Here is a 20,535-nt window from a genome sequence, read left to right on the forward strand (position 1 = left end):
CCCTGACCTGGTCCGGGCGCTGGGCCCGAGCACTCCCGACCGAGGGGAATGTCGCCGATCATGAGCGCGGACCCGATCACCGCACTGGAAGCCGAGCTCGCCGACACCTGGCGGCGCGGCCGCAACCGGACGCGCTCCCGCGCCCATGCGATCGATCCGCGACTCGACCCGTCGGCCTATCCGGTGATCACCATCCTCGCCGGCCACGAGTCACTGCCGATGTCGCGACTCGTGCATGAGCTCGGCCTGGACAAGTCCACGGTCACGCGACAGGTCGACGCGGTGGTGCGCCTCGGGTTGGTCGAGCGCTCCCCCGACCCACATGACGCGCGGGCGCGGGTCGTCCGCCTCACCGACGCCGGACGCAGTCGATACGACGAGGTTGTCGCCTCGTCGGTGGTCGAGTGGCGTAAGCGCCTGGCCGAGTGGGATCCCGAGGACATCAGGACACTCACCGACCTGCTCCACCGACTGAGCGACGACACCGACGACACCTGAGGCGTCGAGCGGGTAGAGGCTACCGCTGAGGTACCGATCACATCCGAATCGGACAGGAATACCTCCCGATAGTTGCATGTTGCATCTATTACGCTTATAGTTGCGCTAGTCAACTAATTGCTGCGCGTCGGCTCCGCGCATATCTCGGCCGGGCGGACCACTGGTCCCCTCGCCGTGACACCCGACTTGTTCCCCGCGTTCCGCGGACGGATTCGACCTGATTCTTCGGGAGGTTTTCGCATGAGTACGACCGTTTCGAAGCGCGCACCCGCTTCGTCGACGGGCGCGCCGATGACTCACCGGCAGCGCATCGAGGCACTCGTCGGACTGCTGCTCGGCATGTTCGTCGCATTCTTGTCCTCGACCATTGTGTCCAACGCATTGCCGGTGATCATCACCGACCTGCACGGCACCCAGGACCAATACACCTGGGTTGTCACCGCCACCCTGCTGGCCTCGACGGCCACCACCCCGTTATGGGGCAAGCTCTCCGACCTCATCAGTAAGAAACTGCTGGTGCAGATCGCTCTGACGGTGTTCACACTCGGCTCGATTCTGGCCGGATTGTCCCAATCGGTGGGCATGCTGATCGGCTTCCGCGTCATCCAGGGCCTGGGACTGGGCGGCCTGCAAGCGCTCGTCGTGATCGTCATCGCCTCGATGTTCAGCCCGCGCGAACGCGGCCGCTACCAGGGTCCGATCGCCGCGGTCATGTCCCTGGCCACCGTCGCCGGCCCGCTGATCGGCGGCGTCATCGTCGACACCAGCTGGCTCGGCTGGCGCTGGACGTTCTACGTCTGCGTCCCGCTGGCGGTGATCGCCCTGCTCGTCATCCAGCGCACCCTGAACCTCCCGGTCATCCGCAAGGAAGTCCGCATCGATTACACCGGCGCGGTGTTGATCGCCTCCGGTGTCAGCACCCTGCTCATTTGGGTGACGTTGGCGGGCAAGAACTTCGACTGGATCTCGGTGTGGTCGATCGGCCTGGTCGTACTCGGCCTGGCATTGATCGCGGCGGCGTTGTTCGTCGAGTCGCGGGCCAAGGACCCGATCATCCCGCTGCGTTTGTTCCGGGACCGGACGATCGCCCTGGCCACCGTCGCCAGCGTCGCGGTGGGCGTCGCACTGTTCGGTAGTGCGGTCTTCCTCGGCCAGTACTTCCAGATCGCCCGCGGCTACTCCCCGACCTCCGCAGGCCTGCTGATGCTGCCGATGATCATCGGTTCGATGCTCTCGGCGACGGTCTCCGGACAGCTGATCACCCGCTTCGGCCGGTGGAAGGGCTTCATCGTCGCCGGCGCGGCGCTGATGACAGCAGGATTCGCCCTGCTGTCGACGATCGGCGCGCACACCAACATGGTGCTGCTCGACGGATACCTGTTCGTCCTGGGTGTCGGCATGGGCATGAGCATGCAGAATCTCGTGCTGGCAGTGCAGAACAACGTGTCCCCGGCCAACCTCGGGTCGGCGACCTCGACGATCACGTTCTTCCGTTCACTCGGTGGCGCGGCCGGCGTGTCGGTGCTGGGAGCGGTGTTGTCCAATCACGTCGCGGATCTGATTACCAAGGGGCTCAGCGCACTTGGCGTCGACACCTCGACGACGGGCTCGGCGGGACTGGCCAATCTCAACGATCTGCCCGCGCCGCTCGCCGACCTGGTCCGCGGCTCCTACGGCGACGGCACCGCCCGGATCTTCCTGGTGGCCGGCGTGATGGCGGCGATCAGCCTGATCGCGGTGCTGTTCATCAAGGAGGTCGCGCTCAAGACGCACAGCGCGCTCGACGAGCACCTCGAGAACGTCGACGTCATGGCCGACGACGAGCAGAAATCGTTGCCGGACAACGTCATCGACGCGGAGCTGATCGACACCGATGACAGCCGGGCGCGGGCCGACGGCGCCCACCGCGACCGGGTGCCGGCCACCTGATCGACCCCCATCGTCCACTACTGCAGCGGCTCACGGTGATCCCCCGTGAGCCGCTGGTTGTTACAGGAGCCCTTCGATCATGCGGCGTAGCGTGGCGAACATGCGCCCCCTCACCGTCCTGACCACCTCGGCCGCGACCGCCGCCGCAGCCGCCATCGGCTCGTTCACCACCAGCAAGTCGGTGACCACCTGGTACCCGACGCTGCGCAAACCAAGCTTCACCCCGCCGCGTGCCGCCTTCCCGATCGCGTGGACGGCCCTCTACGCCGACACCGCGGTCACCGCCGCCGCGGCCTACGACCGCCTGTGCAGCGACGGTCGCGACGCCGAGGCCCGGGCGCTGGCCGGCGCACTCGGGTGAACCTGACGCTCAACGCGGGATGGAGCGTGGTGTTCTTCGGCGCACACCGGCTCGGACCGGCCGCACTCCTTGCCGCCGCACTGACCGCGAGCAGCGCCGATCTGACCCGTCGCACCGCGTCGGCGAGCACCCGAGCGGGTGTGGCACTGGCGCCGTATCCGCTGTGGTGTGCGTTTGCGACCGCCCTGTCGACGCAGATCTGGCGACTGAACCGCTGATCGGCGCTTGCGCTCATGGGCAGGTGCCGCATACACCACCCGACACCGCCGCGTTCGGCATCGGCGGATAGAATTCACTATCGGACACGGGGGATCCGAGGCAATAGCTGTATTCGTGCGCTGCACATGGAGGGATGCGCACTTGTCCCCAGAGGCCGACGACCGACCTGGCACACTGCTGGGCAACCAAACGAGAGCTTTCGCCGCGGCGACGGACGCCCCACAACTGAGGCACAGTTGGAGCACAGCAGGGCGTGCGGTCGAGGACGCCGGCGGCAGAGAGGTACTGCTCCAGCGTGGAATCGCGATCCTGACAGTGCTTTTCGGCGTTCTCGGTTTCATCGCATCCACGACCCCTGCCGGAACACAGGGATCGGTCGTGCGGACGACGATCTTGCTCATCGCGGCCGGGTCCACGATCCCGGTCGCCTTCTCCGTGTCCAGGATCAGCTTTGGCAGTGTGTGGTGGTCACGTCCTCGGTCTCTACGCGCCCACAACCACCTGTTCGTCGCGTACGCAGACATTGGTCTGACCATCGCGCTGTGCACCTTTGCGAGTCCGCTCCTTGCCCTGCACGGCGCCACAACATTCGCGGTCGTCGGTGCCTATGTCGCGCACTTCGTCAGGTTCCGCGTCGTCATCGCGCACTTGGTGTTCAGCAGTGCGGTGATCGTCGCGCTCGCCGCACGCGCCGTGTACGACGGTCACCCGATCGGCATGGTGCTCTACTTCGCGTTGGTGTCCCTGGTCGCATCGAACGGCATCGTGCTCATGTTGAGCGCATACTCGACAGCATTCAAGAGCACCATGCAGACTCAGCTGGACTGGGCCAATACCGACGCCCTGACCGGCGCGCTCAACCGACGTGGGTTCACCGTTGCAGCCGACGGCATCGTCGCCGCAACTCCACCCGTCGCCGTGATGATGCTCGACGTCGACCGGTTCAAGCAGATCAACGACGCGTACGGGCATTCGGTGGGAGACGCCATCCTCAGTCGGCTCGCGGCGCGTGTGCAGGAGTTGGCAGGCCCCGATGCCGTCGTCGGACGTCTCGGTGGTGACGAGTTCGCGATCGCACTGCGGGCAGCGCCGGGAGCGGTGTGCACCCTCCTCCACGCGATCCAGGAGACCCCGATCGACGTGCTCAGCGGCTCCCCGGTGACGGTGAGCATCGGGGCCGTGATCTACCGGGAGTGGCCGATGCTCTCTCACGAGTATCGCGACCTACTCGAACAGGCCACCGCGCTGGCCGATGAAGCCTTGCTCATGGCCAAGAATGCCGGACGCAACACCCACACCATCATCGATCCCGATCATGTGGCCGAGGCCGCCCCGGAACGGCACATCGCTCCGATCGACTCACTCCGGTCACGCCGACGTCCCATCCATCCCCCAAGCACTCATGGACACGGTCGGCACAGTTAAGTGACACTTTGCGTTCTTGACAAATCGCAGCCGTCTTGAGCATTTTCACATCCTGACAAACCGCAGTTGTCAAACGTCCGAAAGTCGCTGTCGCTGTGGGCAAGCGACATCGGCACGAGCGTGGATAACATACAAAAGATCGCATCGGGGGAAGATCGGCGAACATCTGAGTGCTGTCAATAAAGAGAGGCCAGTTCTGTGTCATCCTCTCTGTCGGCGCGCTCCTTGCGACGTCGCGGCAAGGTTGGGGACGGCCTCGATGACGATCTCCGTGAACGACAGGTCTCGACATCGGCCAGGTCAGCGATCTTTCTGGCAGGCGGTCGTGATCGGGTCGCGCAGTGGGGAATTGCGGCGTTGACGTTGTGTTTCGGCATCGTTGCAGCCGTCGGCGCAACGACTCCCGACGGAACCCGCGGATCGGTCGTGCGCACGACAGTGGTTCTCGCACTCGCGGTCTCGACCGTCCCGGTGGCCATCGTGATGACGCGGATGCGCATCTACACCTCGTGGTGGTCGAGGGCTGTGGGCTCACACTCCCTGACCTCGTTGAACAACGTCTTCGTTCTCTACGCCGACGTCGGGATCGTCGTCGGACTCTTTGCCGCCCGGAATCCATTGCTGGCAGTGCAGGGCTGTGTCCTGTTCGCGGTCATCGGGGGATTCGTCGCGCATTTCGTGCGACTCGGAGTGATGTACGCGCACATGGCTTTCAGTAGTCTGGCGATCATGAGCTTTGCGGTAATTGCGGGGATCGAGGGTGCCCCCGCCGGTACCGTCGCGTACAGCGCATTCGTCACATTCGTCGCATCCAATGGAATAGTTCTCTTGCTCCGCTCGTACTCGGCCGCTTTCAAACAGGCATTGCGCACCCAACTGAATTGGGCGAATACCGATCCGCTGACCGGAGTTCTGAACCGCCGCGGCTTCGACTCCGCGGCCACCGGCTTTCTCCAGTCGGGCCGATCCGTCACACTGATCATGATCGACGTCGACCGGTTCAAGCAGATCAACGACGCCCACGGCCATTCGGTCGGGGATGCGATCCTCAGTCGATTGGCCACCCGTATCGCCGACATCGCCGGACCCGGTGCCGCGACCGGAAGGCTCGGCGGCGACGAGTTCGCCGTCGTCATGCGGGCCTCCGGCGACGAGGCGCTGGCCGCGATCGAACAGATCCGTGAAACACCACCCGGCATCCTGGGGGAAACACCGGTCACGGTGAGCATCGGCGCAGTCGTCTATACCGGTGCCGACCAGTCCGCCGAACCCGCACACACGATACCGTCTCTGGCAGAAGCGATGTCGATCGCCGACGATGCCCTCCTCGCCGCGAAAGAGGCTGGGCGCAATACCCATATCGTTGTCGATGCCGACATGTACGAAGTCTCGGTCAAACCGGGGCCATTCAGGAATGGTGGGTGTACTTCGCGGCCGACGATGCGCACGCGTATGCGCCCCCGGCCCGCCGAACGCATCGCCGCCAACGGCTACGTCGAAACCCTGGTCTGAAAACTCGATTTCGCTACTGCGATGGCGCGGCACTCCCCGGCTCGACCGAACTCGCCAGCGTGCGTGACACCGCCCACGCCGAGAGCAACCGCAACGCATCCGCCGACGCCGACGCGGGCACGGCGTGGTAGATCGTCAGCGCGTGTCCGGGATCGCTGGGTAAATCCATCGTACGATACGACAGTTCGATCTCACCGACGGCGGGGTGGGTGAAGTACTTGGTGCCCACGAAGTGCAGGCGCACTTCGTGTTCAGCCCACATTGTCCGGATTTCGATGCTGCGCGTGGCGAGTTCACCGACCAACGCCGACAGTGCCCGAGCATTCGGATACTTGCCGGCCGCCAGACGCAGTTGCGCGGCCGCCACCCGGGCAGCGCCGTCCAGTTCGGATACAACTCGCGCGGCGCGGGATCGAGAAAGGCGAACCGCGCGATTCGCCCGCCCCGGAGCACTGTTGTCGAGCATCGGTGGATGCTCCACACCGACCACGGTACGACTCGGCTGCTGCCGATAGGGGGTACAGACAGGACCCCCTTCCACGCTGGCGCGATGCGACCGCGGCGGGGCACCATCGAAGGGTGTCCGCACTCGACAACGAGTCCCGCGGGATCTGCCGCTCCGAGGCTCACGCCCCCATGTTCGCCCAACTGACGAACCAGCCACCCGACAACCCGAAAGGCCCTTGATCCCAATGGAAATCACCCGAAGCTCGATCAGTACCGCCAAGGGCCCGGCGGACTGGTTCACCGGCGACGTCTACATCGACGCCGTTGCCGCAGCACCCGCACCCTCGCGGATCTCGGCGAATCTCGTTCACTTCATGCCGGGCGCACGCACCTTCTGGCACCGGCATCCGTTGAGCCAGACGGTGTTCGTCACCGAGGGCCTCGGACTGTGCCAACGCCGCGGCGGGCCCCTTGAGGTGATCCGGCCCGGTGACCGCGTCCTGTTCGAAGCCGACGAAGAGCATTGGCACGGCGCAGCACCGGATCGATTGATGGTGCACCTGGCGATCAACGAGGCCGACGACGATCACGCGGCGGTGCACTGGCTGGAGCCGGTGAGCGACGAGGAGTACCGGGTGGCGCCGCAGTGACAGCACACCACGATCACGTGCCGACCATGAGTGACAAGATATTCGAGCTCTCTACGAACGGAGCAAAAAGCATGACCATCCTCGACGAGACCTACACCCTGTCCAACGGAGCGACCATTCCGAAGCTCGGCCTGGGAACCTGGTTCATCGACGACAACGCCGCCGAGGCCGTCCGTGCCGCAATCGAGATCGGCTACCGCAACATCGACACCGCGCAGGCGTACGGCAACGAACGCGGCGTCGGTGAGGGAGTCCGGACCGCCGGCGTCGCTCGGGAGGACCTGTTCGTATCCACCAAGCTCGCCGTCGAGATCAAGGACCACGACGCGGCCGTGGCCGCGATCGACGGATCACTGGAGAAGCTCGGCCTGGAGTACATCGACCTGATGCTCATCCACAGCCCGCAACCCTGGGACGACTTCCGCGGGGGTGACTACGCCGACGGAAACCGCCAGGCGTGGCAAGCCCTCGAAGAGGCCCACAGTGCAGGCAGGATCCGCTCGATCGGGGTCTCGAACTTCCTGGAGGCCGACCTGGAGAACATCCTGGAACACGGCAATTTCACCCCGCACGTGAACCAGATCCTCGTCCACGCCGGCAACACCCCGACCGAGCTGATCGCCTACTGCCAGGCCAAGAACATCGTCGTCGAGGCCTATCCCCCCATCGCCCACGGCGAGATCCTCACCAACCGCACCGTGGGAGTGATCGCCGAGAAGTACTCGGTGCGCGTGCCGCAGTTGTGCATCCGCTACACACTCCAACTCGGCACCGTGTCGCTGCCCAAGACCGCCAATCCCGATCACATGCGCGCCAACGCCGCGGTGGACTTCACGATCTCCGACCACGACATGGAGACGCTGCGGGACCTGACCGAGAAGGACTACGGCGACAGCGCGGTGTTCCCGGTCTACAGCGAGAAGTAGCGACGAGCCGAGCGGGGCCGATGGACGGCACCACCACGGAGGCGATAACGCATGGACCTGTTCGCGGCAGTTCCGGTGACCGATCTGCAACGGTCGATCGACTGGTTCGACCGGCTACTCGGCGCAGTGGACACCTTCGACCCGAACGATACCGAGCGGGTGTGGACACTCGCCGCCCACCTACACCTGTACGCGGTTGTCGCGCCCGACGACGCCGGCCATGGCGGGTCACGCTGTTCGTCGACGACCTCGACAGCTTCCTCACGGCTACCGAAAAGCGCGGCGTGACACCGGAATCCGAAGAGACCTATGACAACGGCGTCCGCAAGACGATCTTCGGCGATCCCGATGGCAACGAGATCGGCATCGGGGGCGGACCGGACACCGGGCGCGGATGAGGACGGGCGCCCGGGGTCACCGCGCAGACCGGCCGGTCACGCCAATACCCCGTCCACGAACTGGGCGACCCCGTCACCGAAGGACCAGTCCTCGCGAGTGTTCGCCGCCACCGAGATCACCAGATCGGCACGGCGCAAACCGGTTTCGGTATGCAAGCGGTCGGCCAGCGCGCCGAACGCAGCACGTTTCTGGTCGAGGCTGCGGCCCTGCTGGAAGATCTGGATGACCACCGCGTCGTCGGTGCGCTCGAAGCCGAGTCCGGTGTCCTCGAGGATGATTCGTCCGGGTTTGTGTTCAGTGATGATCTGATAGCGATCGCGCGCCGGGGCGGCGAAGTGCTCGAGCATGACCTCTTGCACCACGTCGGCGAAACGTCGAAGCTCCGCGTCGGTTCGACGGCCCTCGGTCAGGTGGATGTGCACCAGCGGCATGTGAGTTCTCCTAATTTGTCCTGACAAAGTGTCATGATTCCAGTATGTCCTGACATATCTATCTTGGCAATCCCTGCCGACGTCTTCCGCCGGCCCACTTCGGCGCGACGACGCCCCACAGACCCGCTTGTCGTATTCGGGAACTATGCGGTGCGCTCGTCGAATGACGTCGGTTCGATTTCTCCCACAACGGATTCAGCATCTCGACGATGGTGGCTATGGTCGTGCGACAAGCGTCGGTGCCAGTCGGCGCACACAACCGGGGTGGGAGAAGAACACATGATCATGGGCGGTCCGCAATTCGCGACGAATCCGACATCGGTGACCTGGCAGCAGGTCAAGGCCGGAATGCTGACCATCATCGGGATCTGGGCCCTGGTGACGGTGATCGAAATCGCTTCTCTCACCATCTCCATCGTGGCCGGCTCCGGTCTCGCCGTCGCGGCGACCGGCATCTCTCTGGTCATCTCCATCATCGCGCTGGCGTCGACGGCATTCGTGAGCCGCGGCAAACTCTGGGCCTGGTGGGTCCTCTATGTCCTGGGACTCATGTCAGGCGTGGCCGTGTTCCAGTCGTTCACCAATCACCTGTGGATGTCGGTCGCGATCAACGTGCTCGCCTTCCTCACCGTGATGCCCCTGAGCACCGATCCGATCAAGCTCTATTGCGGACGCAAGATCACCCGACGCCGTCGGTGATGCGACAACCCGGGGTCGGCGCGAATCGACACCCCGACCACAAGGACACCGCGCGATAATCGGTGGATGACCCACCTGTCAGTTGCGATCGACGCAGCCCACGGCCAACAGTGGCGACAGTTCGGCGAACTCATGCTGGCATTCGTACTGTCGTCGGTGATCGGGCTGGAGCGCCAATTCCGGGGCAAGAGCGCCGGATTGCGCACCCAGACCATCGTCGGCACGGCGTCGGCCCTCATCGTGCTGGTCAGCAAGTACGGATTCGGTGACGTCCTGGAGAACGGTCAAGTCGTCTCGACCCCTCACGCGTGGCCGCTCAGATCGTCTCGGGGATCGGATTCCTCGGAGCTGGACTGATCATCACGCGACGTGGCGCCATCCGGGGGCTGACCACCGCGGCATCGGTGTGGGAGACCGCAGCGATCGGTATGGCCGCAGGCGCCGGGCTGCCACTGTTGGCGTTGCTGGTCACCGGCCTGCACTTCGTCATCGTCTTCGCCTACACACCGCTAGGACGGTTCGTGAGCGCACGCGGTGTCATTTGCCACGGTGATGGGACCGCTGTGAGCTGATTTTTGCCATGGGGATGGGACCACCTGGATTGCCAGTTATGGGACCACCGGCGCGTTGCGCTGGTGGTCTCTAGTTTTGTCCGTTGACTCTGCCGTGACGAACGTCATGGAAGGACAGCGGGCACATGGGCTATCGGGAGGTTGCTGTGGAAGAGATCAGAGAAGTCCTGCGGTTGTGGCTGGGTCTGGCGGTGGGGTTACCGTCGCCGGGGCTGCGCACGATCGCCGCGCATGCGGGGGTGGACCGCAAAACGGTGCGCCGCTACCTCGCGGCCGCGCACGCGGCTGGGGTGACGCGCGAGTCAGGGGCGGCGGGGCTCACCGATGAGGTGATCGGTCAGATCGTGGCCGCTGTCCGTCCGGCCCGCCCGAATGGGCATGGGCAGTCCTGGGAGCTGTTGGTGCCGTTCACCACACAGATCCGGGACTGGGTGGCCGGGTCGGAAGAATCGAAACCGTTGACAGTGAACAAGATTCACGAATTGTTGGGCCGTCAGGGGTGTGTGGTGCCCTACCGTACGTTGGTGCGGTTCGCCACCGAGGAATGCGGGTATCGCCGCACGGCCACCTCGATGCGGGTCGCCGATGGTGAGCCGGAAGTAGAGTGTCAACTCGACTTCGGCTATCTGGGGATGCTCACCGACCCGCAGACCGGCCGGCGCCGCAAAGTCCATGCGTTGGTCCTCACAGCGGTGTATTCGCGGCACACGTTCGTGTGGCTGACGCATTCGCAGACATTGGCCGCGGTGATCGCCGGCTGTGAGGCGGCGTGGGAGTTCTTCGGTGGCGTGTTCGCGGTGCTGATCCCCGACAACATGAAACCTGTTGTTACCCAAGCCAATAAACTGAAACCTCAGCTGGGTCGTGGGTGGTTGGGGATTACGCCCAGCATGCCGGATTCGTCACCGACACCGCTCGGGTACGCACGCCGACCGACAAGCCACGGGTGGAACGCACGATCCATTTCGTGCAGAACAACTTCTGGGCCGGCGAGAACTTCACCAGCCTGTCTGAGGCGCAGGCTGCGGCCCAGGTGTGGTGTGCCGGGCGAGCCGGTCTACGTATTCACGGCACCACCGCGATGGCGCCAGCAGTGGTGTTCGCCAGCGACGAAGCACCCCGGCTGTTGCCGGTACCAGCCGCCTACGATGTGCCGATCTTCACACGGGGGAAGGTACACAAAGACTTTCACGCCTCAGTCGGCAAGGCGTTGTACTCGTTGCCCGAAACATGGATCGGCACCGTCCTCGATGTGCGCGCCGACAGCCAGTGTGTGAAGTTCTCTCACCGTGGGCAGTTGGTCAAACAGCATCCTCGCCAGCCGCCGGGTGGGCGCAGCACCGATGCCACCGACTACCCACAGGACAGGGGCGCGTATGCGATGCGCAACATCACCGCTCAACTCGAGGTATGTGACCGTCACGGCCCGAATATCGGCATCTACGCCGCCCGTCTGGTCGATGACCCACTGCCGTGGTCGCGGATGCGGTCGGTCTACGCGCTGATCGGGTTGGTCAGCCGCTACGGGCCAGACCCGGTCGATACCGCATGCGCCACCGCGTTGGCCCTCGATGTCATCTCGGTACCCAAAATCGGCTCCATGCTCGCCCGCGCCACCGAGAAGTCCACTCCAGCACTGCCCGCCGCCGCGGGCCAGTCACCGAGTCGTAGCCGTTTGGGTTCCCACCGCCGGGCGGGGGTGGTCGTGAAGGCGAGCATCTGCGTCCAGGCGATCAACTCACACGCCACCGCGATGATGGCACACCAGATGCGGTTCTGATCGAACCCGTGCAGCGGAAGGTTCGTCAGTCCGCAGTCTTTGGCGGTGCGGATGCGGTCCTCGCAACGCGCACGCCGCCGGTGGCGCAGTTCGAGCTCGGCCAGCTGGCCGCGGGGTGTGTTGATGGCGAACGCGGTCTGTCGCATGCCGTCGGAGTCGGTGAACCGCAACTGCGCTCCCGGATGCGGGCGCTCCTTTCTGACGATCACCCGCATGCCCTCGGGCCAGCCCGAAAGGTCCAGCATGCCCGTCAGTTCCGCGACCCACGCCCCGTCACGTTCGACCCCGTCGGCGTCGTAGGCCGGGGTCCACGCCTCAGGTAGTAGTCGGTCGATGATCTCGGCGATGGCCTCGGTGAGTCCGAATCCGACCGTGTAGGCCAACCGCCGCCTGGTCAGATACTCCAGGAATTCGTGGGTGCTGCCGGCCGAATCGGTGCGGATCAGCACCGTTTTGCCGACCCGATAACCATCGATGCCGGGTACTTGGGCCAGGGCCTGTTCGACGACGGTGATGTGATCAGCAGCGGTGTTCGACCCGGCGTTGCCGGGTCGCAACATGATTGCGAGTGGTTCACCGGTGCCGGCGGCTTGGTGATCGACGAACGCGCACAGCGGGTGAAACCCGAAGCCTTTCTTCCAGTTTGGCGTCGCCTGCTCTTTGTCGGAGTGTGCGGTCACCAAGGTGGCGTCGAGATCGATGATCAACGGATGCCGCACATCGCGGTCGTGGTTGGGGGCTGCGGTGCCGGCGGCGGTCCACGCCTGCGCGCGGGCTGCGGCGCGGGCGGCGTTGATAGCCGACAAGGCTGCCGGTGCGTCGGCGGCCAGCGTGGAGATCAGTCGCGACACCGTCGGATCCGAGGCCACCGGCCCGAACACGCCCGGGTCGGCACGCACCTGGTTGATATCAGCCAAGCAATCGCCGCCCAGGGCGACCGCGACGGCGAGGTCAAGCACAATCTTGCCCGGATCGTGAGTGGCCAAAGGTTTGCGCCACGACGCCAACCCGGTCGACAAGTGCCTGCTCAGACCGGTTTTCTCGGCCGCCCGCAGCAGGACCGTCGCCCCGGCGTGCGACACCACCCCGGTTCCGGAGCCATCTACAGACAACGACGGGTAGCACGACGTAGACTTACTCACCTGAATGGTGCTCCTCGAACTGCTCTGATTGTTACCTTCGCAAGTTCAATCATCGCAGGTCAGGGCACCATTCTTTATTCACGACACGAAATCACCGTGAAAGGCCGAGGCTAGCATTCACCAATGACTGGTTGATCACAACGCGTGAGTCCACGCCGATCCAAAGTCCACCACTCCGCGGGGCACTATCCGGACCTACCACCGCCGACGCCGATCAGCCCGCCTCGGTCGGTTGACGCCGATCGAATACGAGAACACCATCAACACAGCCGTCTCAGCGGCATGACACCGAAACTGTCTCTATCGGTGCGGCAGTCCCTTTCCGGACAACAGGCTCTGACCAGCGCGCTGATGAACACGTTGGACATCCGTCAGTTGCCTGGAATCGACGGGATACAGCTAACTACTGGCTGGTTTTGTGGTTGGAGGGTGTTGCCGGGGTAGCCGTCGAAGGTGTCGGCAGTATAGGGAGGATGAAGCTGCGGATGAATTCGCGTGTTGTTTCCGGTGTGGAGAGGTCCGCCGCGGTGTCCGGCGAAGTCATGAGTGACAGTGACAATCGTGTGGTAATTTCGCCGGCTGTGCGCAGCTTCAGTGCGACGGCGTCGCTGATGGGTTGTTCGCCGTAGAGCTGCGTCTGCCACTGAGCGGCGGAGAGTGTAGCCCCCGCAGCGATAATTTCTGGATCGTTCGTGATGCGGAGGAGCGTTTCTCTGTCGATTTCACGTAGCCGTGTGAGTATCGGGTTGGTGCGCACGAAATCCAGAAGAAAGCTGGTCGATGCGAGCATGGCCTCTTCTGCGGACATGTCGGGGTGGCGTCGCTCGCCCATCTCGCGCATGAATTCGCCGAATTCCCGGACCACTATGGCGTCGCGGACGTGCTCTTTGCCTGCGAAGTGGCGGTACAGGGTGGCCCGACCCACTCCCGCTCGAGCTGCGACGTCACGCATGGTGAGCCGTGTCCACCCGATCTTGGCTACTGCGTCGGAGGCGGCTTCGAGGATGCGGATGACGAGAGGATCGGTCGGTGGGGGAACTTCTCCACTGTTGTCGGTCAGGGTAGTGATGACCGCGGTCAGCGCAGATCCTGACGAGTCCCTCATGCGCTGAACGCTACCGGTCGGGCACATGGTGGTCCCGGTGCGTCTGATTCTCGACATGATGGGATATCGGAGTGATGCTCCCGCATCGGTTGGCCCGTTCGGCACGTTCGTGCGTGTGTGTGCCGTCGTGGCGCGGTAAGCAGACAGTGCCGGAGTTGTTGACACTGCAGATGCAGAATGCGAAAGCATGTGCTCAAGCAGAGTCTCGGCGACCTGATCGAGGGCGTTCTCTGGTGCCCAATGATTCGCGCCTGGGAGCGATGTCGGCGACGAGAACACCTGCATGACGATTCACCAAGCGTGCCGTCCAGGTGAAGGCTGGGTCGCTCTTCCCCTGTTCGATGAGGCGAGGGTTAACAACGCGGAACGACGTTCTGCGTGACATGTCGATCTGGGCGTCGCCGCGAGCGAGCACGTTCTTCGTCCAGTTCGTCTTGCCGTGGATGAGTGCGATGCAGACGTGGTCGCCCCTTCGGAACACCTGGACTGGGGTCGTGTAATGCCTTCCACTTGAGCGGCCGCGGTGGTGTAGCTGCGCGAATGATGGCAGAAACCGGGTGAGAGGCGTGACGATAGGGTTGACGTACCGAATCTGAAAGCGTTCCAGGCGTTCGGGTACGAGCATTGGGATGCCCGGTTGATGGTTGTGTGAGGTCATCACTGCTCCTTGGGTTGGGGGGTCTGGGTGGATACGCGTGCTATCGGTACGCTCCTCCCGTGGTCGGCGGTCATGGCGGTGTCAGCGGCGTGAGGGCCACCACATGGCGGGACCGAGCAGGTGAAGGAGTCCGGGTACGAGAATGGTTCGAACGAGGGCGATGTCGATGAGTAGTCCAACGCCGATGATGAATCCGTCCTGGAGAACGAGGATCACTGATCCACTCATGAGGGCGAACATGGTGACTGCGAAGACGACGCCAGCGGTGGTGATCACGCGCCCAGTCGACCCGAAGGCGCGCAGTAGCCCAGAGGTGGTTCCGGACCCGCTGAGCTCTCGGACGCGGGAAGCGAACAGCATGCTGTAGTCGGCTCCGACAGCAACAAGACACATGAACGCGACAGGCAGGACCGACCAGTGCAGGTCGATGCCGATGATGTGTTGCCACACCAAGACACCGAGGCCTGCTGCGGCGGCGAAGGACAGGACGACGGTGGCCACGAGGACGAGGGGCGCCACAAGGCTGCGCAGCAAGACGATGAGGATCAGGGTGACCGCGACCAAGGCAACAACGGCGAACAAGGCGAAGTCACGTTGCGACTGGTCGATGATGTCGCCGGTGATCGAGGTCAGTCCCGTCGAGCTGACGTTGGCGTGGGCGAGTGTGCTGCCCTGCAGGGCACCGCGAGCGGTGTCGGCAATGCGGTGGACATTCTCGACTGCGGTGTGGCCGTACGGGTTGACAGCAGGAATGACGAGCATGCGGGCGATGTGGCCGTCGTCGGACATGAGCAGCTTGGACCCAGCGACGAACTGGGGATCCTTCAGGGCCTCGGGTGGGAGGAAGAACCCTGCGCCAGGGCCGCTACTGGTGGCTGCTGACAGTTGGCGGAGGTAGGTCGTGGCGTCACCGAGGCCGTCGCGCAGTTGTCGTGTCATCGTCGCGGTTGCGCGGGTTCCGCCCTCAACCTGGCTTAGACCAGTGGCGAGCTGAGTGACGCCGGTCGACAGTTGTGACATACCGCTACGCAGGCGATAGAGGTCGGCCCGGATCTGTTCGGGCGAACGTCCCCCGAACGACGCGGTCAGCGACCGGACCGCCTCAAGTCCGTCGCGCAGGCGGGGCAGTGCCTGTTGCAGCGTGGCCGCAGTCGACGGCGGGAGTCCGGAGACAGCGCCCGCCGCGCGTACCGCGGTGCCCAGCGCACCGCCAGTCGCCGTGTCTAGCTGGGTGAACAGTGCACGATCGGGCGAGCATGTCGGCCCGGCGGCACACGGCCCGCCACTGGCAAGTGGCGCGAGGACGGCCAGGACCGGATCGATGAGCGCGCGTTGTCGGTCGAGGAGGTCGGCCACTGACCCGAGGGTCGTCACGGCCGGCTGGAGCTCGGTGAGAACCTCGTCGAGGCTTCGGCCGTCGGGGGTGCGGGCGGAGGCAAGTTGGTTCGCGGCCGGCAAGAGATCAAGGGTTGATTCGGCGGTCGACACGATCTGATCGACCCCGGCAACCAGCTGTGGCATCTGCTCGTGGGCTCGTTGCGCGCCGTCGCGTAGTGCGGTGGTTCCTGCGACGAGACGGTCGAGTTGTGGAAGCGCGGTGCTGATCTGAGTGCCGGCGTCGCCGAGCCGATCACCGAGTACCCCGGCCTGGTAGCCGACAGTGGAGGCAGGGAGTTGTGTGCCCGTGGGTCGGGTCAGGAAACGCACCCGCTCGACGGTCGGCAGGTCCGCGACCGCGGCGGCGGCGCGGTCGAGCGCGGCGAGGTCGCTGCTAGTGCGCATGTCGTGATCGGATCGAATGATCAGATATTCGGGGTTGATCTCGTCAACACCGAAGTGCTTCTTGACGGCGTCGTAGCCGCGTGATGACCCGGTGGGATGCAGTTGCATAGCATTGTCGTCACCAGTGGGCTGATAGGTGAGCAACGGTACGGCGAGAGCGAGCAGAACGAGGACGACGGCCGCCGTCAGAGCGGTCCCGCGCCGCAGAATCCACCGGCCCCGTCTACGCCACACCATGTCTCGCGACAGCCGCGGCTCCAGGCGCCCTCGACGACCGAGAATCGCCATCACCGCCGGAGTGAACGACAGCGACACCGCCAGCGTCACTAGCAGGCCAATTGCGATGGGAGGGCCGGAGGTGGTGAACATCCCGTTCTTCGCGAAGATCATCGCCGTCGCCGAGGCAGCAATCGTCAACGCCGACGCAACCAGAACCTCGCCGACAGACCGGCCAGCGCCAACGACGGCGTGTGCCGATGGGTCGCCGGCCCGGCGGCGATCATGAAACGCTGAGACTTGGAAGATGGCGTAGTCGGTGCCGGCAGCCAACACCAGCACTGTCATCAGGGTGACGGTCAAAGTGGACACCGGCAGGGCGCCATGCCCTCCCAACAGCGACACCACTGCGCGAGACGCGGCCAGAGACACCCCGATCGTCAACAGCGGAACCATCGCAGCGAATACCGACCGATACGACGCGACCAGTAATATGCTGATCAGCAGCACCGACACCGCAGTAATGACGACCATCGAGGTGTCCATCGACGTGAACTCGTCCACGACGGTCGGTGCGGGACCAGTGACATCCGCGGTCAAGCCTGGCGGCCGAGGAATCTCCTCAGTCAGCGCGCGAATGGCCTCGGTCGACCGGTGCGCCGCCGAAGTCCCGATGTCACCGCGCTCGGCGAAGAACAACGTCACCGCGCGGCGGTCCGGACTGATCGCGAAATCGGCGGTAGCTGGATTGCCGTACATGTCCAGCACATACGATACGTGCTCCTTGTCTCTCACCAGCCGCTGCACCACAGAGGCGTAGTACTTGGCCTCCGCCTCGCCGAACTCACGATCGGAGGCCAGCACGACCGACCCGACAGCGGTCGACGGGTCCGCACCGAAGTCGTGCGACATCTGCACTAGCGCTTTCGTCGACGGCAGATCATTCGGGACGATCGCCGCGGAGCGGGTGGCTGCTGTCGTCTCCAGCTGAGGCACAACCAGATTGAGCGCACCCACCACCACTACCCACACCCCCACTACCCACCATGGGTGTCGCGCCGCGAACCTCGCGGGCGTGGCAATGACGCAGCGGACTGACAGTCGGTGGTGCATGCAAACCCCTCCAGGTGAGACATACTCGGCCGGTATGTCTCGCCTGACACTACGCCCCGTGAGGCACTGGGACAACATCTGTCTCAATATCGCGCAGGAACCTCCAGCAAACCCTGTGGTTGCCAATCCGGTCTTCGCAGCGGGCACGCCGACGGTGCCGGAGTTCGAGGTCGGCGAGCTGACCGCGGACGGTGTTGGTGGCGAACGCGGTCAACCGCAAGCCGTCGGAATCGGTGAACCGCAATTGCGCTCCCGGATGCGGCCGCTCTTTCCGAACGATCACCCGCATACCCTCGGGCCAGCCGGACAAGTCGAGGACGCCGGTCAATTCGGCCACCCACGCCCCGTCGCGTTCGACGCCGTCGGCGTCATAGGCTGGTGTCCACGCCTGCGGTAGCAGGGTGTCGTTCAGTGCGGCGATGGTCGTGGTCAGCCCGAATCCGACCGAGTAGGACAGGCGTCGTCGGGTGAGGTAGTCGACGAAGTCGTGTGTGCCACCAGCGGAATCGGTGCGGATCAACACGCTCTTGCCGACTCGATACCCGCCGGCGTCGGGGATTTGTTCGACGGCGGTGATGTGGTCGGCGGCGGTGTTCGCACCGGCACTGCCAGTGCGTAACTCGATGGCCAGGGGTTCACCGGTACCGCCGGCCTGGTGGTCGACGAACGCGCACATCGGGTGGAACCCGAACCCCTTCTTCCAGGTCGGGGCGGCGTGTTCCTTCTCCGAATGCGCGGTCACCAGGGTGGCATCGAGATCGATGACCAGCGGTGTGCGGGCATCACGACCGTGGTCGGGGGCCGCCTGCCCGGCGGCAGCCCACGCCGCCGCACGCGCAGTTGCGCGGGCCGCATTGATCTTGATCGCGGCCAGGGCGGTGGTGGCATCGCCGGCCAGGGTGGAGATCAGCCGCGACACGGTCGGATCCGAGGCCACATGACCGAACACACCCGGGCAGGCACGGACCTGGTTGATGTCGGCCAGGCAGTCACCACCCAGGGCGACCGCCACGGCGAGGTCGGCGATGATCTTGCCCGGATCATGCGTCGCCAACGGTTTACGCCACGGCGCCAGCGCCGCCGATAACCCGCTGGACAGTCCTGTTTTCTCCGCGGTCCGCAGCAACACCGTCGCCCCCGCGTGCGACACGATCCCCGATCCGGACCCATCAGCAGACAACACAGGGTAGGGCGACGTAGACTTACTCACCTGAATGGTGCTCCTCGATCAACGGAAATTCGGACCTTCGCAAGTCGAATTATCCCAGGTCAGAGCACCATTCTTTATTCACGCCACGCAACCGGCGTGAAAGGCCCAGGCTAGGTCCAATACCGTTCAGTTAAGGTTACATGGGTGTAGTTTAGGTGTATGCCTCGTGCTGGGTGGGTGAAGTCGGAGTCGGATCGTCGGTTGTCGGATGTGGTGTCGGTGGGTGTGGTGACCAGGGTGTTTCCGCCTGATCTTGTCGACGAGGTAATCGCGTCGGCGGGTCGGACCGAGGTGCGTCATCGTGCGTTGCCGGCGCGGGTGATGGCGTACTTTTCGATTGGGATGGCGTTGTATTCGCATGGCTCGTATGAGGATGTGTTGTCGCAGCTCACGGATGGTTTGTCGTGGGCGTCGGGGTGGCAAGAGTCGTATCGCGTGCCGGGGAAGTCGGCGATTTTTCAGGCTCGGGAGCGGTTGGGGTCGGCGCCGATGAAGGCGTTGTTCGAGCGGGTGGCGGTCCCGGTGGGGACGTCGTCGACGCCGGGTGTGTGGGTGGCGGGTCGGCGGCTGGTCGCGGTGGACGGAACCTGTCTTGATGTGGCCGACACGCCGGTCAACGACGAGTTCTTCGGTCGGGCCGGGGTGAATAAGGTTGAGCGGGCTGCGTTTCCGCTGGCACGGGTGGTGGCCGTCGCTGAATGTGGCACGCACGCGATCTTCGCCGCCAACATCGGGTCCTATACCCAGTCCGAGGTGGCGCTTGTTGAGCCGCTGCTGGATCGACTAACCTCGGGAATGCTACTGATGGCTGATCGTGGATTCTTCTCATATGCGTTGTGGCGCAGAGCGATCGCTACCGGTGCAGATTTGTTGTGGCGGGTCAGCACCTCAGCGTCGGGACCCAAACCTGTATTTGTGGCTGATCTGGCGGACGGGTCATGGCTGGCGGATCTGCAGCAAACACATTCCGCGGCGGCCAGGCGTGCGGCCCCGATGCGGGTGCGGGTGGTTGACTACACGATCGATGACGGCCGCGACAATCCCACCTCGTACCGGTTGTTCACGACGCTGCTGGATCCCGACGAGGTGTCGGCGACCGATCTGGCGGCAGCCTATACCCAGCGCTGGGAGATCGAGTCGGTCTTCGATGAACTCAAAACCCATCAACGCGGTCCACGCACGGTACTGCGATCGAAGTCCCCAGATCTTGTCCTGCAAGAGATTTGGGGATATCTGTGTTGTCACTACGCGATACGCTCACTGATGGTTGATGCCGCCTCCCACATAGGCGTCGACCCTGACCGCGTGAGTTTTGTTGCTGCACTGCGTATTACACGCCAATCGGTCGCCCATCAGGGCGACTTTCCCCCCCTCACGACCCTGACATCACCAGTCGCAGCTGGCTCACCTTCCTCACCCGACTCACCCGTCGACTCAACCCTGCACGCCGTCACCGCGCCA

Annotated in this window: 13 protein-coding genes and 6 pseudogenes; 12 read left to right on the forward strand and 7 right to left on the reverse strand. The window is 64.3% G+C overall.

Going from position 1 to position 20,535, the window contains the following annotated elements:
• Positions 1-60 precede the first annotated feature (60 nt).
• The 5 genes and pseudogenes from P3L18_RS19580 (at position 61) to P3L18_RS19600 (ending at position 5,944) form a co-directional block, all read left to right on the forward strand.
• Positions 61-498, forward strand: coding sequence for a MarR family winged helix-turn-helix transcriptional regulator (locus P3L18_RS19580; RefSeq protein WP_079931072.1), 438 nt, complete (start codon positions 61-63; stop codon positions 496-498).
• A gap of 291 nt (positions 499-789) precedes the next feature.
• Positions 790-2,427 carry an MDR family MFS transporter gene (locus P3L18_RS19585; RefSeq protein ID WP_276115002.1) on the forward strand — a complete coding sequence of 546 codons (1,638 nt, stop codon included), beginning with the start codon at positions 790-792 and terminating at the stop codon, positions 2,425-2,427.
• 100 nt (positions 2,428-2,527) lie between these two features.
• Positions 2,528-3,006 (forward strand): annotated as a pseudogene (locus P3L18_RS19590) (TspO/MBR family protein).
• A gap of 379 nt (positions 3,007-3,385) precedes the next feature.
• Positions 3,386-4,432: a GGDEF domain-containing protein gene (locus tag P3L18_RS19595; RefSeq protein ID WP_276114971.1), complete on the forward strand. Its 1,047-nt coding sequence runs from the start codon at positions 3,386-3,388 to the stop codon at positions 4,430-4,432.
• 198 nt (positions 4,433-4,630) lie between these two features.
• A complete protein-coding gene (locus tag P3L18_RS19600) occupies positions 4,631-5,944 on the forward strand; it encodes a diguanylate cyclase (protein WP_276114972.1) in 1,314 nt (437 codons plus the stop codon).
• Positions 5,945-5,957: 13 nt separating this feature from the next.
• Here the strand turns inward: P3L18_RS19600 and P3L18_RS19605 are convergent, their stop codons facing one another.
• Entirely contained in the window at positions 5,958-6,425 is a 468-nt protein-coding gene (locus P3L18_RS19605) for a hypothetical protein (protein ID WP_276114973.1), read from the reverse strand.
• 211 nt (positions 6,426-6,636) lie between these two features.
• Between P3L18_RS19605 and P3L18_RS19610 the strand changes: the two genes are divergently transcribed.
• From P3L18_RS19610 to P3L18_RS19620, 3 genes are all read left to right on the forward strand, one after another.
• Complete coding sequence (locus P3L18_RS19610; protein ID WP_276114974.1) at positions 6,637-7,041, forward strand: cupin domain-containing protein; 405 nt, start codon at positions 6,637-6,639, stop codon at positions 7,039-7,041.
• Positions 7,042-7,112: 71 nt separating this feature from the next.
• Positions 7,113-7,967 (forward strand): aldo/keto reductase, encoded by an 855-nt coding sequence (locus P3L18_RS19615; RefSeq protein ID WP_276114975.1) that lies wholly within the window; start codon positions 7,113-7,115, stop codon positions 7,965-7,967.
• Positions 7,968-8,018: 51 nt separating this feature from the next.
• Positions 8,019-8,255, forward strand: coding sequence for a hypothetical protein (locus P3L18_RS19620; RefSeq protein WP_276114976.1), 237 nt, complete (start codon positions 8,019-8,021; stop codon positions 8,253-8,255).
• A gap of 146 nt (positions 8,256-8,401) precedes the next feature.
• Here the strand turns inward: P3L18_RS19620 and P3L18_RS19625 are convergent, their stop codons facing one another.
• On the reverse strand, positions 8,402-8,797 hold the full coding sequence (locus P3L18_RS19625; protein ID WP_276114977.1) for a tautomerase family protein: 396 nt from the start codon (positions 8,795-8,797) through the stop codon (positions 8,402-8,404).
• Positions 8,798-9,061: 264 nt separating this feature from the next.
• On the opposite strand from P3L18_RS19625, the gene P3L18_RS19630 reads away from it, so the two are divergent.
• From P3L18_RS19630 to P3L18_RS19640, 3 genes and pseudogenes are all read left to right on the forward strand, one after another.
• Positions 9,062-9,496: a hypothetical protein gene (locus tag P3L18_RS19630; protein WP_276114978.1), complete on the forward strand. Its 435-nt coding sequence runs from the start codon at positions 9,062-9,064 to the stop codon at positions 9,494-9,496.
• A gap of 132 nt (positions 9,497-9,628) precedes the next feature.
• Positions 9,629-10,029, forward strand: a pseudogene (locus P3L18_RS19635) (MgtC/SapB family protein); the annotation flags it as partial.
• 164 nt (positions 10,030-10,193) lie between these two features.
• Positions 10,194-11,345: a hypothetical protein gene (locus tag P3L18_RS19640; protein ID WP_346348442.1), complete on the forward strand. Its 1,152-nt coding sequence runs from the start codon at positions 10,194-10,196 to the stop codon at positions 11,343-11,345.
• 388 nt (positions 11,346-11,733) lie between these two features.
• On the opposite strand, the pseudogene P3L18_RS19645 reads toward P3L18_RS19640, so the two are convergent.
• The 5 genes and pseudogenes from P3L18_RS19645 to P3L18_RS19665 form a co-directional block, all read right to left on the reverse strand.
• Positions 11,734-12,990, reverse strand: a pseudogene (locus P3L18_RS19645) (IS1380 family transposase); the annotation flags it as partial.
• A gap of 403 nt (positions 12,991-13,393) precedes the next feature.
• Positions 13,394-14,095 carry a TetR/AcrR family transcriptional regulator gene (locus tag P3L18_RS19650; protein ID WP_276114979.1) on the reverse strand — a complete coding sequence of 234 codons (702 nt, stop codon included), beginning with the start codon at positions 14,093-14,095 and terminating at the stop codon, positions 13,394-13,396.
• A 256-nt stretch (positions 14,096-14,351) separates the two neighbouring features.
• Positions 14,352-14,720: pseudogene (locus tag P3L18_RS19655) on the reverse strand (nitroreductase family deazaflavin-dependent oxidoreductase); the annotation flags it as partial.
• Between the two features lie 114 nt (positions 14,721-14,834).
• Positions 14,835-17,789, reverse strand: a complete 2,955-nt coding sequence (locus P3L18_RS19660; RefSeq protein WP_276114980.1) for an MMPL family transporter — start codon at positions 17,787-17,789, stop codon at positions 14,835-14,837.
• Positions 17,790-17,988: 199 nt separating this feature from the next.
• Positions 17,989-19,074 (reverse strand): annotated as a pseudogene (locus P3L18_RS19665) (IS1380 family transposase); the annotation flags it as partial.
• A 159-nt stretch (positions 19,075-19,233) separates the two neighbouring features.
• Here P3L18_RS19665 and P3L18_RS19670 point away from each other — a divergent pair.
• A pseudogene (locus P3L18_RS19670) lies at positions 19,234-20,445 on the forward strand (IS4 family transposase); the annotation flags it as partial.
• Positions 20,446-20,535: the final 90 nt, after the last annotated feature.

Source organism: Gordonia sp. N1V (assembly GCF_029269935.1).
In the GTDB taxonomy this organism is placed as follows: Bacteria; Actinomycetota; Actinomycetes; order Mycobacteriales; family Mycobacteriaceae; genus Gordonia; species Gordonia polyisoprenivorans.

Coding starts and splice junctions, on each gene's coding strand:
- P3L18_RS19580 (WP_079931072.1), top strand. CDS start 61: ATGAGCGCGGACCCGATCACCGCACTGGAAGCCGAGCTCGCCGACACC.
- P3L18_RS19585 (WP_276115002.1), top strand. CDS start 790: ATGACTCACCGGCAGCGCATCGAGGCACTCGTCGGACTGCTGCTCGGC.
- P3L18_RS19610 (WP_276114974.1), top strand. CDS start 6,637: ATGGAAATCACCCGAAGCTCGATCAGTACCGCCAAGGGCCCGGCGGAC.
- P3L18_RS19615 (WP_276114975.1), top strand. CDS start 7,113: ATGACCATCCTCGACGAGACCTACACCCTGTCCAACGGAGCGACCATT.
- P3L18_RS19620 (WP_276114976.1), top strand. CDS start 8,019: ATGGACCTGTTCGCGGCAGTTCCGGTGACCGATCTGCAACGGTCGATC.
- P3L18_RS19625 (WP_276114977.1), bottom strand. CDS start 8,797: ATGCCGCTGGTGCACATCCACCTGACCGAGGGCCGTCGAACCGACGCG.
- P3L18_RS19640 (WP_346348442.1), top strand. CDS start 10,194: ATGGGCTATCGGGAGGTTGCTGTGGAAGAGATCAGAGAAGTCCTGCGG.
- P3L18_RS19650 (WP_276114979.1), bottom strand. CDS start 14,095: ATGAGGGACTCGTCAGGATCTGCGCTGACCGCGGTCATCACTACCCTG.